The sequence below is a fragment of the Iningainema tapete BLCC-T55 genome (genome assembly GCF_014698965.1).
Taxonomy (GTDB): Bacteria; Cyanobacteriota; Cyanobacteriia; order Cyanobacteriales; family Nostocaceae; genus Iningainema; species Iningainema tapete.
In genome coordinates this window covers 136,196-150,829 of the sequence record NZ_JACXAE010000110.1, presented here as the reverse complement: position 1 = coordinate 150,829, position 14,634 = coordinate 136,196, and the positions used below count along the sequence as shown (strand labels likewise).

The 14,634-nt window shown below is 40.7% G+C and carries 10 protein-coding genes; 6 read left to right on the top strand and 4 right to left on the bottom strand.

The annotated features are described in order from the left end of the window. The first annotated feature begins 73 nt into the window (after positions 1–73). Positions 74–4,666 (top strand): nSTAND1 domain-containing NTPase, encoded by a 4,593-nt coding sequence (locus ICL16_RS36775; protein ID WP_190836522.1) that lies wholly within the window; start codon positions 74–76, stop codon positions 4,664–4,666. A gap of 154 nt (positions 4,667–4,820) precedes the next feature. Further along, complete coding sequence (locus ICL16_RS36770; protein ID WP_190836521.1) at positions 4,821–5,696, top strand: tetratricopeptide repeat protein; 876 nt, start codon at positions 4,821–4,823, stop codon at positions 5,694–5,696. 72 nt (positions 5,697–5,768) lie between these two features. On the opposite strand, the gene ICL16_RS36765 is transcribed toward ICL16_RS36770, so the two are convergent. Beyond that, positions 5,769–7,319 (bottom strand): AAA family ATPase, encoded by a 1,551-nt coding sequence (locus ICL16_RS36765; protein ID WP_190836520.1) that lies wholly within the window; start codon positions 7,317–7,319, stop codon positions 5,769–5,771. A 182-nt stretch (positions 7,320–7,501) separates the two neighbouring features. On the opposite strand from ICL16_RS36765, the gene ICL16_RS36760 reads away from it, so the two are divergent. Together ICL16_RS36760 and ICL16_RS36755 are read left to right on the top strand one after the other, a co-directional pair. Further along, on the top strand, positions 7,502–7,708 hold the full coding sequence (locus ICL16_RS36760) for a hypothetical protein (protein ID WP_190836519.1): 207 nt from the start codon (positions 7,502–7,504) through the stop codon (positions 7,706–7,708). A gap of 95 nt (positions 7,709–7,803) precedes the next feature. Continuing rightward, positions 7,804–8,205, top strand: a complete 402-nt coding sequence (locus ICL16_RS36755; protein WP_190836518.1) for a hypothetical protein — start codon at positions 7,804–7,806, stop codon at positions 8,203–8,205. Between the two features lie 118 nt (positions 8,206–8,323). Here ICL16_RS36755 and ICL16_RS36750 read toward each other — a convergent pair whose 3' ends face one another. The 3 genes from ICL16_RS36750 to ICL16_RS36740 form a co-directional block, all read right to left on the bottom strand. Next, entirely contained in the window at positions 8,324–11,707 is a 3,384-nt protein-coding gene (locus ICL16_RS36750; RefSeq protein ID WP_190836517.1) for a serine protease, read from the bottom strand. A 212-nt stretch (positions 11,708–11,919) separates the two neighbouring features. After that, the gene (locus ICL16_RS36745) at positions 11,920–12,375 is read right to left on the bottom strand and encodes a COP23 domain-containing protein (protein ID WP_202895904.1); all 456 of its coding nucleotides are present in this window, start codon (positions 12,373–12,375) and stop codon (positions 11,920–11,922) included. A gap of 74 nt (positions 12,376–12,449) precedes the next feature. Further along, entirely contained in the window at positions 12,450–13,604 is a 1,155-nt protein-coding gene (locus ICL16_RS36740) for a S1C family serine protease (RefSeq protein ID WP_190836516.1), read from the bottom strand. 322 nt (positions 13,605–13,926) lie between these two features. Here ICL16_RS36740 and ICL16_RS36735 point away from each other — a divergent pair, with 322 nt between their 5' ends. Together ICL16_RS36735 and ICL16_RS36730 are read left to right on the top strand one after the other, a co-directional pair. Continuing rightward, positions 13,927–14,085, top strand: a complete 159-nt coding sequence (locus ICL16_RS36735) for a hypothetical protein (protein ID WP_190836515.1) — start codon at positions 13,927–13,929, stop codon at positions 14,083–14,085. Positions 14,086–14,186: 101 nt separating this feature from the next. Next, the gene (locus ICL16_RS36730; RefSeq protein WP_190836514.1) at positions 14,187–14,630 is read left to right on the top strand and encodes a hypothetical protein; all 444 of its coding nucleotides are present in this window, start codon (positions 14,187–14,189) and stop codon (positions 14,628–14,630) included. Positions 14,631–14,634: the final 4 nt, after the last annotated feature.

Genomic DNA, 14,634 nt, shown 5'->3' with positions numbered 1-14,634 from the left:
GGTTCATTAATTAGATACTATTTGGGTGGGAAAGGAGTAGTATATTAAATTTTCCGGGGTAGGAGTGGTAACGATGAAAAAGTTAGTTGTCCTCACGCTGGATGGTGACTTCTGTCAGGGGTTTCGCGTTAGTTTAGAAATTGGGGAGGATGGCGATCGCCCTTCCATTGAAATTAGTGACAACCAATTAAGATTACCTCCTATCTCCATCCTACCCGATCTTTATCAACAGTGGTACAAAAGCTATCGCAGTTTAGATGGACACCGCATTAAACCGAAAAAAGAGCAGATTTCTAATGTCAGATTAAAATCTCTCAAAGACGAATGTCACGAATTAGCAGACAACATCAAGCATAATTTTATTACTTGGTTGCAAGCTGACTCGTTTCGGATCATCAAAGAGCAATGTTTAATCCACTTATCTCCAACAGATGAAGTGCGCTTTATTATTCGCACTACTGAACCCCAACTGCGGAAACTTCCTTGGCATCTGTGGGATTTATTTGAGTATTATCCGAATGCAGAAGTGGCATTAAGTTCTCATTCATCTCAACGTTTTCAAAGAGAATATCGCCCTATTGCTAGAATTTTGATTATTTTAGGTAACAGTGAAGGAATTAATGTTGCAGAAGATGAGAAACTTTTGAAACAATATTGCAAAGTAGCAGAAATAGTAGTTTTACTTGAACCTTCACAAGCAGAATTTAACGAACATCTTTGGGATGAGAAAGGGTGGGATATCCTCTTTTTTTCTGGGCATAGTCGAACAGAATCAGCGCAAGGAAGAATTTTTCTCAACCGCACCGATAGTTTAACAATGCAGAACTTGAGGGAAGGATTGAAAACAGCAGTCAGGCGTGGGTTACAGTTAGCTTTTTTCAACTCCTGTGATGGCTTAGGAATTGCCGCAGAGTTGGAAGCTCTACATATTCCCCAAATTATTGTCATGCGCGAACCTGTACCGGATAGGGTAGCACATCAGTTTTTGAAATACTTCTTTCAAGAGTTTACTGGGGGAAAATCTCTCTATCAATCAGTTAATATTGCTCGCAAAAAATTACAGGGTTGGGAGAAAGATTATCCCTGCGCGAGTTGGTTGCCTGTTATTGTTCAGAGTTTGTTAGAAAAGCCTCCCACCTGGCAGAGTTTGGGAGCAATTTCTCACTGTCCCTATCGAGGGTTAGCTGCTTTCCGCGAAGAAGATGCACCTTATTTTCATGGGAGAGAAATAGTTACACATCAATTAGTTGCTGCAGTGAAGAAAAAGCCGCTTGTTGCAGTTGTTGGGGCTTCTGGAAGCGGTAAATCTTCGGTTGTTTTTGCAGGTTTGATTCCGCAATTAAAGCAAGATAAACAGAGAGATTGGCACATTGTTTCGTTTCGTCCGGAAAATAACCCCTTTGAATCTTTAGCGATCGCACTCACTCCGGTATTACCCCACCCGCCTAACGGCACCCTCCCCTTACCAAGGGGAGGGTTGGGGAGGGGTAATTCCAACCAGCAACGTTTGGCAGAATTAGAACTAGAAGTTGAGTTAAAAACGAGCGATCGCGCTTTACAAAACTTCATTGAACCGATTACTCTTGCATCTCCCAAGTCTCACTTAATTATCATAGCCGACCAATTTGAAGAACTCTACACCCTTTGTCATGATGTAGAAGAACGCAAACTCTTTTTAAATAATCTACTTAACGCAGTTCAAACTGTACCTGGCTTTACTCTTGTTTTAACCCTCCGGGCAGACTTTTACGGGGATGCGTTATCCTACCGTCCCTTTGCCGATGCGTTGCAAGATGCGCAGTTAAACTTGGGTGCGATGGATGCCCAAGAATTACAATCAGCCATTGAAAAACCAGCCGCCACCCTCAACGTGCAGTTAGAGTCAGGGTTAACCCAACGCCTGATTGATGCAGTGTTAGACTCTCCCAGTCACTTACCCTTACTCGAATTTACTTTAACTCAGTTGTGGCAAAAACAACAGCAGGGATGGTTAACCCATCAAGCTTATGAAGAAATTGGCGGTGTTGAAACCGCATTAGCTTGGAATGCAGAAGCAACTTATGCTCAACTGAGTTTAGCAGATCAACACAAGGTGCAACAGATATTTATTCAGTTAGTGCAACCCGGAGAAAGAAGCGTAGATATTCGCCGTCTAGCAACTCGTGAGGAAGTGGGAGAAAACTGGGAGTTAGTCACCAGGTTAGCTTCGGTGCGGTTGGTGGTGACAAACTGCAATCAAATCACTCAAGTCGAAACAGTTGAAATTATCCACGAGACATTAATTAAAAACTGGCGACGGATGGGACAATGGATGCGAGTCGATGGAGAATTTCGCCGTTGGCAAGAGCAACTCAGGGCAGTAATGCGACAATGGGAAAATAGCGATAATGATGCTGGGGCTTTGTTGCGAGGAAAGCCTTTAGTAGACGCAGAGGAATGGTTGCTGCAACGTTCACATCAAATTAGTTCCACTGAACAAAACTTTATTAATTTAAGTTTAGAATTACGGTATAGGGAGCAAAAAGCAAAAAAAGCTGCAATAAAACGGGTTTTTATAGGGTTAAGTGTAGCTCTGCTTGGAGCGAGCGTATTAGTTAGCTTGATTATATCTCAAGGGCAAAAAATCCAAATTGATGAACTGAAATCTACCACACGTTCTGCAAAATCATATTTGAATTCAGGTAAGGAAATTGAAGCACTTATCCCCAGTATACAGACAGTTAAAAAACTAGGGCAACTAAAAGACTTAGATGCAGAGACTAAGATGGGATTGTTAGGATCTGTGCTAGATAATTTTAATCGCATTCGCGAGTATAATCGTTTAGCGGGGCATGAAGCTGCCATTACCAGTGTGAGATTCAGTCCTAATGGTCAACTTTTAGCTTCAGCAAGTCAAGATACAACAATTAAAATTTGGCAGCGCAATGGAAAGTTGCTGCAAACGCTAACTGGACATAAAAATGGTGTTTTTAGCGTTAGTTTTAGTCCTGACAGTCAACTTCTCATAGCTGGCAGTTTTGATAATACTGTCAGTTTATGGCAATATAATTCAACAACTGGTTTATTTGAAAGTCGTCCTTTTTTAAAGATATCAGAACCGGATGGATTATCGGCAACTGCTCTCAGTTCAGATGGGACAATGGCGGCGATCGCAACCAACAATGGTAAAGTTAAACTCTGGACGCTGGATGGTAAATTGATGAAAACCATTCCGGCACATAGCCAAAAAATCTGGAGTTTGAGTTTTAGCCCAAACCCCCCTGGGGGGTTGATTACCACCGCCAGTGCTGATAAAACAGTCAAACTCTGGAATCTTGAAGGAAAAGCTATAAAAACCTTATCAGGGCATAGTGATGAAGTGTTAAGTGTGAATTTTAGCCCAGATGGTAAAGCTCTTGCTTCTGGAAGTAAAGATAAAACTGTTAGGTTTTGGGATTTTACAGGTCAATTATTGCATACATTTGCAGGTCATACAGACGAAGTTTTAGACGTGCATTTTAGCGCTGACGGAATGCTTGCTTCTGCAAGTGCTGATGATACAGTAAAAGTCTGGAGTATTCAGCAACAGAAAGAACTTTATACTTTTAAAGGACATGGGGGTAAAGCATCCGAAGTTAGTTTTAGCCCCGATGGTAAAATTCTAGCAAGTGCAAGTGCTGATAAAACAATCAAGCTTTGGCGTAAGAAGGGTATTTTACCTACTTTTCCTGGTAATAGTGTTAGTATCAGTCCTGACGGCAAAACCATTGCAGTAGGAAATCAACAAGGAACCGTCACCTTGCGACAATGGGATGGGGCGTTGCTGCGAAGTTTTAATGCACATGAAAAGGAAATTGTCAAGGTTCTTTTTAATCCCACTGGTACAAATTTTGTGACTATTGGCATAGATAATCAAATTAAACTTTGGAATCTTGAGGGTAAACTCCTAAAAAGTTGGCAGGCTCACGAGAGTGTCAATAATAGTGTAATTCCCCTTGATCCGATTAAAGATATTAGCTTTAGTCCAGATGGCAAAACCCTAGCAACTATTGGAGGAATTGATAAACAAGTTAAACTTTGGAGTATTGAGGGTAATTTATTAAAAAGCTGGCAGACTAATGATTACTGGATTACAAGTATTAACTTTAGTCCAGATGGAAAAACCCTGGCTACGGCTGGCGACAAAACAGTAAAGCTGTGGAATCTTGAAGGTAAATTATTACAAATCCAAGGTCATCAAGATAATATTGCCGCCGTTAGTTTCAGTCAAGATGGAAAATATATCGCTACAGCAAGTGCGGATAAAACAGTCAAACTTTGGCAGCGCGATACTGGAAAATTGTTGCATTTAACCCATAAAGATAATGTATATAGTATCAGCTTTAGCCCAGATGGTCAATACTTAGTTTCAGCTAGTAAGGATAAGACACTAAATTTTTGGACTTTGGATGGCAAGCTCATCTATACACTTCCAGGGCATCAAAGTGATATTAAAGAAGTTAATTTTAGTCAAGATGGAAGAATACTTGCCTCTGTAGATATTAAAAATAATGTGATTTTGTGGAATATGGATATCAATGATTTACAACAGCGTGGTTGTGATTGGTTGCATGACTATTTGACAACTAATCCAAATCTAAATGCGAGGGAGCGCCATTTCTGTGATAATTTTTTTCCCTCACCCTAGAAGGGTAGGGCTACAAGAACAAAGCCCGCCTACGCGGGCTATACAAACGAGAGAACCCATACCACGAGCCATTTGATAAAGCTACAAGAACAAAGCCCGCCTACGCAGGCTATACAAACTGGATTTCGTATAACTATTTTTATACTAATTAATTATGTTCCACCAAAAACTATCTATCACCTGTCTAAGCCTTGCAATTACAACCCTAACTCCCTTTGGTGTAATAGTTCCAAGGGTTGAAGCATCTCCAACTCAAACCCAACAAATATCCACAAAAGCAAGCGACTGGTTTTTTCAAGGGTTAATAAAAGTTAACCAACAAGATTATCAAGGGGCTATATCAGACTTTACACAAGCAATTCAACTTAATCCCCAATATGCTGAAGCTTATTATCAACGGGGTTTAATTTATAAAAAATACGTTACAGGAAAACCATTAAATCCTGATGGAACATTACCCGGATGCCAGAGAAATAATGACATTTTTATTGTTTGTTCAGTGGAAATGACATCCAATAAAAAACAAGAAACAAGAGAAAAAGCAATTGCAGATTTTACTCAGGCAATTCAAATTAACCCAAAATATGCAGCAGCTTATCATCAAAGGGGATTAATTCAAGAAAACCAGCAGAAAAAATTACAAGATTTTCAGGTAGCAATAGACCTTTATTTACAGAAAAGTTTAGTTGATTTGAATCAAAATAACTATCAAGAAGCTGCAAAACTTTTGGAAAATGTTGATAAACTACACGCTGAACGAGAATCATTGACTAGAGTATCATTAGCAGAAAAGAAAAAATCTGATAATCCAATAGGTTCTTCGACTGATTCCCCTAACCGCAAATCACCAGAAGAATTAATGGATGAAGCTCGTCAGGCACTCAGAAAAGCAGATTTACAAACGGCTCAAGAGAAATATAGGCACGCAGCCCGAATTTTTCAAGAAAGAAAAGAAAATAAAAGATATCAAGAAGTACAACAAATTATTACAGGACTTGAGCGACAAAGTAATGGGTATAGTAGACGTTAATTTACTTCCACCGCTTCTTATGTCAAAATGCCTGTTGATTTATTCACTTTTTTTAATATATCCTTAATACCCCTATGCACGCACAACGGTAACAGAACGTCCATTTTTTGTAGTTGTAACTTGAGTTGCCAACCGTTCCTCTAAGGGTAGTGCATTGCTACGTCGATCAAAAATAACTAACCAACCAAAATCTTCTCCCAACCGCGCTAAATAGGAGTCTAACTGTTCTAAACCCGCTTCTAATGGATCTCCCTTTTTATCGCGCCAAGCTTTTAACTCAATCCCTAATGTGATCTTTCCGTATCTTAAACACAAATCCATGCGATCGCGTCCAATCGCATATTCGCGCTCCAAAGTGCCACCACCATTCACCACGCGATGTAAAAACGCCATCAGCACTAAATGAGGTGCAATCTCATGGTATGCTGCGCTACTAAGCAACGGTTCGCCATGCTGACGCCAGAATTTTAAAAACGCCTGCAACAAAGCATCAGTATCTAACTCACCACTTTTAGTTAACCAAGTAGGACTAATGTGGGGTAAACTATCCTGAGTACCCTGCACCAAAACACGGGCAATCACCTCGCGGTAGATGGGATTGGCAATTATCAGTCCTCCGGCTTGATCACGTCGTAACAACCCCAAATCAATCAAATATTGTCGATCATCGGATGGAGTGTCCCCCAAAGTTTGTCCTGCTAACATTGGTTCAATAATTGCCTTTACCCTGGGTTCTCGCAGACGTTCCGCTAGACTATCAAGATGAGTGTCTTGACGTGCTATTAATACTTCTTTTGCTGTAAAAATATGTTCCGGTGTAATTGCTACATTTATATCCGTTACTATCTCTTCGACAACTTCTTTGGCAAGCGCATTTACTAACCAAGGCTGTCCCTGAGTCAAATCAAATGCCGTTTCGATTGCCGAGTTTGTAAATACTTGCCCCGTATCGTCGGTATGTTGCTGATATAGTTCTTGCACCTCAATGGCATTAAAATTTCTCAAAGTTATTGAGCGCACTTTAATATTAAACGGACTTGACGTATTTAAGCGCTCACTTCCGCCACTCGCCACTTTATAATCACGCACATCTCGTAAACCAACTAATCCTACAGACAACGGAAAGCCTTTGGGGCGGGTGGGATAGCCATCGCGTAGCTGTCGTAAAATGGATATTAGGGCTTCATCCTGTAGAGCATCAATCTCGTCAATAAACAGCACCAATGGTCGCGGCGAAGCTTGTGCCCATGCCTGCAAAGCTGCTTGAATTCTTCGTCCTGGCTGCGCTTCATCCCAAACGGGGGGGTGCAAGTCTTCGGGCAAATGCAACTGGGCACGCGATCGCCAAGACCCTAGAATAGCATTCTCAGCCGCTCCTGGATCGTGACTAAACGGTGCTCCCACTTCTGCCGACACCATAACTGCTGTGTAGCGTCCACTCCGAGTTAGTTCGGATGCTAACGCTAGCATCGCAGTGGTTTTACCTGTTTGACGAGGCGCATGAATCACAAAATAGCTTTCTTGGGCAATCAAGCGCTCTAAGTCTGGCAACCGACTGGTCGGCGACAGCATATAATGAATGTCTGCTTTACAAGGACCTGCGGTATTAAACCAACGAGACATGGGTATTTGGACTGCGTTCTAGGATACCTTTATGGTATCTCGAATGGGTTTTCAAAGATAAATACCGAGCGGATAAGCGATCGCGCCCACTAAATTGATTCGGTCAAGACTTATAATACGGAGCAAATAAGCGAATCACCGTGCTAAATTGATTCGGTAAAGACTTAATGGTGTTTCATGTCATGAGTTTTAGCGAACTGGTTGAGACGATAAAAAGTCTATCAATTGAAGAAAAACAAGAAATTCAATTCCTGCTAAGACAGTATTTGAGGGAAGAGCGTCGGGAGGAGATATACAATAACTTCATGATAAGTAAAGTAGAAGAGCAAAATTGTAAACTGAAGTTTTCATCCAATATTCACGAACTGAAACAGTTAATAGAAGATTAATGATAGAGTTTATTGATATTGGAAATCACGATGAAGTGTATTAAACAGTTTCAGGATTACTCACATCGATCATATCTTACCGCAGCTTCACTACTATGGTTGCAACAGTTACCTTACAAATCCCAGACCGAATTTATCAACGGTTGCTTAATACGGCTGATGCCACAAAGCGTCCGCTAGAAGAAGTCATCCTTCATGCGCTAAAGGTTGGTAGTCCTCCCGAATGGGATGATGTTCCAGAAGAGTTCCAGGCTGAACTGGCATCTTTGGATCGGTTAGATGACGATACACTGTGGCGGATTGCTGGTAGTCATAAAACCGCAGAAGAAATGGTACGCTATGACGAGTTGCTCGATCAAAATCAAAATGGAAAGTTGACAGAAAAGGAGAAATTAGAGTTAACTGCTTTGAGAAAGGAATCTGAACAGTTTATGCTGTGTAAAGCTCAGGCTGTTGCATTACTTCATTGGCGAGGATATCGCGTTCCACACTCTTGAAAAGCTTGTGTATATTTAGATCATTGTTACTGATCGCTTACAGAAGCACGGCAAAAGCAGCGATCGCTCCTTGATAAAGAGAAAATCACTTGCTTTTACATCCACTTGAGAGCTTACCCTAATGTTGTAACTGTTTTAAGATACTCATCACTTTTTCATAACCAGCAGAATTATTTTGAGCTTGAAAGAGTTTAGCTGCTTGCTGTAAATCTTGAATGGCTCTCTGTTTATCCCCCATATTAGCATAAAGAACCCCTCGATTTGCGTAAGCCTCAGTAAGGGTAGGATTAAGTTGAATAGCTTTGTTGTAATCAGCCAGGGCTAATTCCCATTTTGTCTGCTTTGAATAAAGAACCCCTCGATTTAGGTAAGCCTCAGTAAGGTTAGGATTAAGTTGAATAGCTTTGTTATAATCAGCCAGGGCTAATTCCCATTTTTGCTGAGATCTGTAAAAAACCCCCCGATTGTAGTAAGCATTAGCAGACTCAGGATGGAGTTGAATGGCTTTGTTGAAATCAGCCAGGGCTAAATCCCATTTTTGCTGGTTAGTGTAAAGATTTCCCCGCTTGGTGTAAGCATCAGCATCCTCAGGATTGAGTTGAATGGCTTTGTTGAAATCAGATAAAGCTAATTCCCATTTTTGCTGCTTATAGTAAAAAATCCCCCGATTGTAGTAAGCATCAGCATACTGAGGATTAATATCAATAGCTTGGTTGAAATCAGCCAGCGCTAAGTCCGATTTTTGCTGCTCTGCGTAAAGAATCCCCCGATTGTAGTAAGCATCAGCATACTGAGGATTGAATTGAATAGCTTTGTTGTAATCAGATAAAGCTAATTCCCATTTTTGTTTATCTTTGTAAAGCATTCCCCGATTGTTGTAAGCTAAAGCAAGCTTCGGATTAAATTGAATAGCTTTGTTGTAATCAGATAAAGCTAATTCCCATTTTTTCTGAGATCTGTAAAGAACCCCCCGATTGTTGTAAGCTAAAGCAAGCTTCGGATTAAATTGAATAGCTTTGTTGTAATCAGATAAAGCTAATTCCCATTTTTTATGGTTATGGTAAAGATTACCCCGATTGTTGTAAGTATCAGCATACTTCGGATTGATTTGAATGGCTTGGTTGTAATCAGCCAGCGCTAATTCCCATTTTTCCAGGTTATGGTAAAGACGCCCCCGATTGTAGTAAGCGTAAGCTAAAGGATCTTGAGGATTGAATTGAATGGCCTGGTTGAAATCAGCCAGTGCTAAATCCCATTTTTTCTGGTCAACGTAAAGATTCCCCCGATTATTGTAAGCTAATATATACTTCGGATTAAGTCGAAGGGCTTGGTTGTAATCATCCAACGCTAATTCCCATTTTTTCTGCTCTTTGTAAAAAAACCCCCGATTGTTGTAATACGCTGCACGGGAACTAAGTGCGATCGCCTTTGTTATTGCTGCTTCGGCTTCTGGATATCGTTTCAAATCGTTTAATATAGTGTACTTCTTGTTATATAAGTTTGGGTTTTCTGGGTGCTTTCGGTTTTGTAACTGAATTTGAATTGCTTGGTCTATTGCTACTAATGCTTTATCTAATTGGTTTAACACTTGATGGACTCTACTTTGTTCTTGCCAAGCAGCAGCAAAGTCACGTTTATAGCGAACCGCTTGCTCGAATGCAGCAACAGCCTCAAGATATTTCCCCTGGAAATTTAAAGCCACACCTTTGCCATAGTAAGCTAAGTAAATAAAAGATGGTTTGAGCTTAATCGCTTGATCAAAGGCTGTGATTGCTGATGTATACTGACGCAACCGCCACAGTTGATTCCCTCTTTCTAGCCATTGCGCTGCGGTTGCATTTCCTTTTGAAACATCGGCAGATAATACCGCTTCTTTAATAGAATTAAGTTGTTGTTTATTTAGTTGAGGTCTTCTTGGATTGTTTTCTACGTGTTGGGGTTTTACACCTAATCGCGTCGCTAGCCCTAAAAAAGTACTTACAGGAATGCCTAAACTGAAACCTATCTGAACTTTACCTCCACTGCTGCCAGAATCCTCAGTCTTTTCATCTAAAGCTTCTTCCCCCTCTGCTTGTCCATGAATACCGATAACTCGCCCCTTACTGTCTAACACCGGACCCCCACTCATCCCACCAAAGGTGATACTAGTATAAACTAACTCATACCCCCCTGTTAAAAAACTGACATTTTGTGACCCGCTAGAACTACCGCTTTGAAAGTCTGATTCTTTAACTGTTAATAATCCTGTTTCTTTATCAAAAATTCCCCCTATCGTAAACCGCCAAGGTGAGTTATTCCCTAATTTGGGATACCCAGCAGTGTAGATATAGTCACCAGTGTTGGGATTATAATCTGCCAGGGTCGCTACTTGATAGGTGGCATTGCTAGTAAACTTAACTACTGCTAAATCTACCCCTGATTCTGTTTTAATTGTGCTTTGGTCTACAGGATATTGTTTTCCATCTGGGGCAAGAATTTGATAACTATTGTTACCACATGGCTTTGTGGCATCTTCTCTCTCACATACAACATGATCTGCTGTTAAAACAGTGTAAGTGTTCCCGTCTTTTGCAATAATAATCCCGGAACCGTTGGCACGACTGGTGCTATCAATTCGCACTGTAATTTGTTTGGCTTTTTGTTCCAATTCCCCTAACCATCCTGTCAATTGTGCTTGAGGTACAGTAGGGGAATTTTTTGGTAAAGGCAGAGAATAAGCTGTCAGTATGTCTTCATTAACCTGTGCCAATGCTTTTGAGACAGGAACCCCCCAGCTTAATTTTCGCATTTGCTTGATTTCTTCAACACTTGGACGCGAACCATCTTCATAAATGTAACCTGTATTTAAGATGGGATAAGCGCCCCGTCCATTGATGCCGATGAGGATTCCTTCCTTGTCAATAATTGCACCACCGCTCATTCCCTGTTCGATGTCGCTGTTGTAGCCAATTTCATATCCCTCTTTGAAGGGTTGCTTGGAAATCTGTTGGACTGTACCTTGGCGAAATACAATTGCTCCTTTTTCGGCTGAAAATCCCGCAGCAATCACCGACACATCGTTAGAGGGTAGAAACTCGGCAACTTTGGCAAGACAATAATTTTGATTAGTCTGAAATTCTAATAAGGCTAAATCAAGTTTTTCAAGTTTCGTGTTTGTCACAATTTTCGTAGGGTAAGTTTTACCGTCAGACGTTTGCAAGCGAACGGTTTTGACTGCTCTAATTACATGAGAATTCGTGAGAACTAGGTAGCTATTCCCTCGTTTGGCAAGTAGCGTTCCCGAACCCCCGTTGTTATCTCCTGTAACTTTGACTGTTACTTGGCTGGCAATAGTTTGTAATTGCTTTTCTGATAAATCTAAGCCCTTTTCTGGTTCCATTTTGTCAACACAATAGGAATTATCAGATGCTACTTGGCGAGAGGAATTAGAGGAATTTCCCAAAGCGAAAGTAGGAAAATGTAAGAGGATTAATGAGGAAATAATGACAATACTTCTGTTCATATTACTTATAAAAAATGCTACATTTTTTCCGAATAAGAGATTAAAATCGCGGCTCCCAAGATACCCGACTTCTTTAATAAGTCGGGTATCTTATATTATTGAATCTTTTCCAGAGGAGCCTTATTCAAAAACTCTTTGACATTGACATACACTTGCTTACCAGAACTTTGATACACAGGACCTCCGCTTTGCCCTGTAAGTATACCCATAAGTTACTTAAACACTATCTTTGGTTCGCTACCAGGTTTAATCGTAAATAATTGATTTTTGTCATTGCAAGTTTCTCCTTGATTGGGAATACTACAAATCACGGGATAACCCTTATTTATTCCGTTAGTGAGGTAATTTAAAAGCCCCTGAGCATAAAATTCTTGAAACTTTGGTGTTACTATCTGACAGCGTTTTTGAGGAGAGAAATTAGGAATAATTTCAGATTTCCAGGCAATCAAACGCACATGACCTCGACGCTCAGGAATCCAAGCAATTGTAGCCGGAATCTTTTCACCACTTGCCGGGTCAAATATCTCTTTACACAAGAAAGTAACTTTATCTGACTGAGAATTAGAAGAATTGGCTTGACTGGAAGCCGGAGACACACTAACAGCCAATGTCACTACAGATGTTAAAGTAGTTACTCCTAAAGCAATGGCTAATAATTGACGTTTCATAGGTTTGACTCTTGAAGTAGAAATTGATGATGAAATTAAAAACTGAGCGATAAAATATGACCTTAATTGGTCATTTAAGGTTTAGCAGTTGCTTTTAAGCTATAATTTCCAGACTCTCCTCTTTCTGAAGAACTCGCTACTATTAGATAGATTCCATCTTTTGGCAATGTGGTTATAATTTGAGCATTAAAATCACCCGCTCCTCTATCGTCGTTTTGAGCTATTGCCTTGACTTGTTGACCTACATCCGATTCAATAATCTGATATAAAGTTAAGAACGAGTTAATTTTCTGACTTGTCATCTCAATAACTACTTGTTGACCTGCTCGACCCTGAAATTGATATAAATCTGTAAAGCTACCATTTTCTAAAGTGCGATCGCCTTCACCTAAACTGCCGTTCACCACTTGACCATTAAGCGAGATAGTAAGAATCGATGGTTCTGTTTGCTTAGCTAGGGTAGAGTCGGCAGAGACTCGCTTTTGTCGTACATCTGAAAGGAAAGACTGTACCCGTGCAACTGGGATAGCAAAGTTAATCCCTGTTCCACTGGGTGTAACACCCACGACATCGCCTTTGAAGTCAAAAACTCGTGCTGTCGCAACCGCAGTATTGACACCAATAACTTCTCCTTGAGCATTTAATAAAGGTCCTCCAGAATTCCCCTGATTAGTACTCGCAGTATGTTGAATTGTTCCATCTTGTCGAATACGGCTGATATTACCTTGCGTACAGGTATCACGATTGTCTGCATCTAGAGGAGAACCAATAGCAAAAGTGCGATAACCAACTTTGGCTGAACCTGAAGGAGCTAAAGAAAGGGCTGGCAAATTTTTGCGGTTTTGTATCTTTAAAGCAGCTAAGTCTACGCCTCCCATTGCAAAACCAATCACATCTGCAGGAACTTGCTTCCCATCCTGAAAAACCACTGTCACTACACTAGGACTTCCATCGACAACATGGGCATTTGTGATAATTAATCCATCTTGATTTACGAGAAAACCACTACCATGTCCATTGCCGTCTTTAATCGTTACAACAGCAGGACTCGCTTTTTGACAAACTCGATTAGCTTCTTTTTCCGCAGCCATTTGTGCTAAAACACGGTTAGAGTGTCCTCCCTTCTGTGCGCTATCTGACAGCAGCTGCTCAAAGGTAGTCATCCCTATCAAGGTAAATATACTACACAGTGTTAAAGCTCCAAATCGTGAGCATCGCTTGTTCATCATAACTTTACATTTAGTTAGTAAATTCTTTGTTGAAAGTAAATATACAATCTTGCATATGAGCAATTCCAAATAGTGAACTGCCCAAAAAATGTGTTTTGAATCACATTTTTTGAATTATTACTGCGTAAAAATTCTGAAATTATTTTATGCTGTATTGACCACTTTATAATTAATGCCTGTAGCAAGTTCATCGTAAACCTCCTCAATCCTTAGCTTCTAGTACGATTACTGACTGGGGAGGACTTTTTTACGCAAGTCTCAAATTTTTTCTAAAAGTCATAAAAAATCCGGTATTTACAACCTTCTTTAAAAACGACATCCAATGTATAGACCGTACAGTACTGTCTCTACAGGAATTGTGGGTTTTAACACCGGATGCGCGGATCATGATCAAATGCGGCGATCGCCCGTATCCCAATCAGCCCGGTTTCGTAAAAGTTACCGTTATATCGGGTGGAATGCTGACAAGAGCGCCTCTTAAGATGCAACAACAGCATAACTGTAGCGGAAATTACGCTTGCCGTTGGTTCCAAGGGTGAGCCAAACTGGATTTATTTACCGCCGAACAATGGATGATATAAGGTGGCGCACACTTTTCTACTGGAACCAGGACGCTGGATTTTACAAGGAAGTTGGCTGGAACGTAATTCTATGCCAATCAGTGTTAAAGGTATCACCTTGGTCGCTTGGAACCGAGAGTGGTTCACAATGGCGACAAAACTGATATTTCCAAAGAGCGATCGCCCAGAGATTGCTTTGCAGTACAAAGGGCGTCTGGATCGGGGAGAACGCCTGTATGCTTTTTTACTCCAACACAATCTTTTAGGACAGGTCGAAGGAGAAGGTTGGATTGGACCAGAAACTATCGTACAGCGTTTTTGGGCTTTAGGTGATAATCAACGGCGCAGTGGCTTTGAAACCCTGCATCGCATGGACAATGACTCATACTACATTACCAGTAGTATTATGGCTGGTCATTCTTTAACCAGCACAATGGAAGCAAGTCTAGAACGTCAGCAAACATAAGGGG

Excerpts from the sequence above, each read along its gene's own strand:
- ICL16_RS36775 (WP_190836522.1), top strand. The coding sequence starts at position 74 with ATGAAAAAGTTAGTTGTCCTCACGCTGGATGGTGACTTCTGTCAGGGG.
- ICL16_RS36770 (WP_190836521.1), top strand. The coding sequence starts at position 4,821 with ATGTTCCACCAAAAACTATCTATCACCTGTCTAAGCCTTGCAATTACA.
- ICL16_RS36765 (WP_190836520.1), bottom strand. The coding sequence starts at position 7,319 with ATGTCTCGTTGGTTTAATACCGCAGGTCCTTGTAAAGCAGACATTCAT.
- ICL16_RS36760 (WP_190836519.1), top strand. The coding sequence starts at position 7,502 with ATGAGTTTTAGCGAACTGGTTGAGACGATAAAAAGTCTATCAATTGAA.
- ICL16_RS36755 (WP_190836518.1), top strand. The coding sequence starts at position 7,804 with ATGGTTGCAACAGTTACCTTACAAATCCCAGACCGAATTTATCAACGG.
- ICL16_RS36750 (WP_190836517.1), bottom strand. The coding sequence starts at position 11,707 with ATGAACAGAAGTATTGTCATTATTTCCTCATTAATCCTCTTACATTTT.
- ICL16_RS36745 (WP_202895904.1), bottom strand. The coding sequence starts at position 12,375 with ATGAAACGTCAATTATTAGCCATTGCTTTAGGAGTAACTACTTTAACA.
- ICL16_RS36740 (WP_190836516.1), bottom strand. The coding sequence starts at position 13,604 with ATGATGAACAAGCGATGCTCACGATTTGGAGCTTTAACACTGTGTAGT.
- ICL16_RS36735 (WP_190836515.1), top strand. The coding sequence starts at position 13,927 with ATGTATAGACCGTACAGTACTGTCTCTACAGGAATTGTGGGTTTTAAC.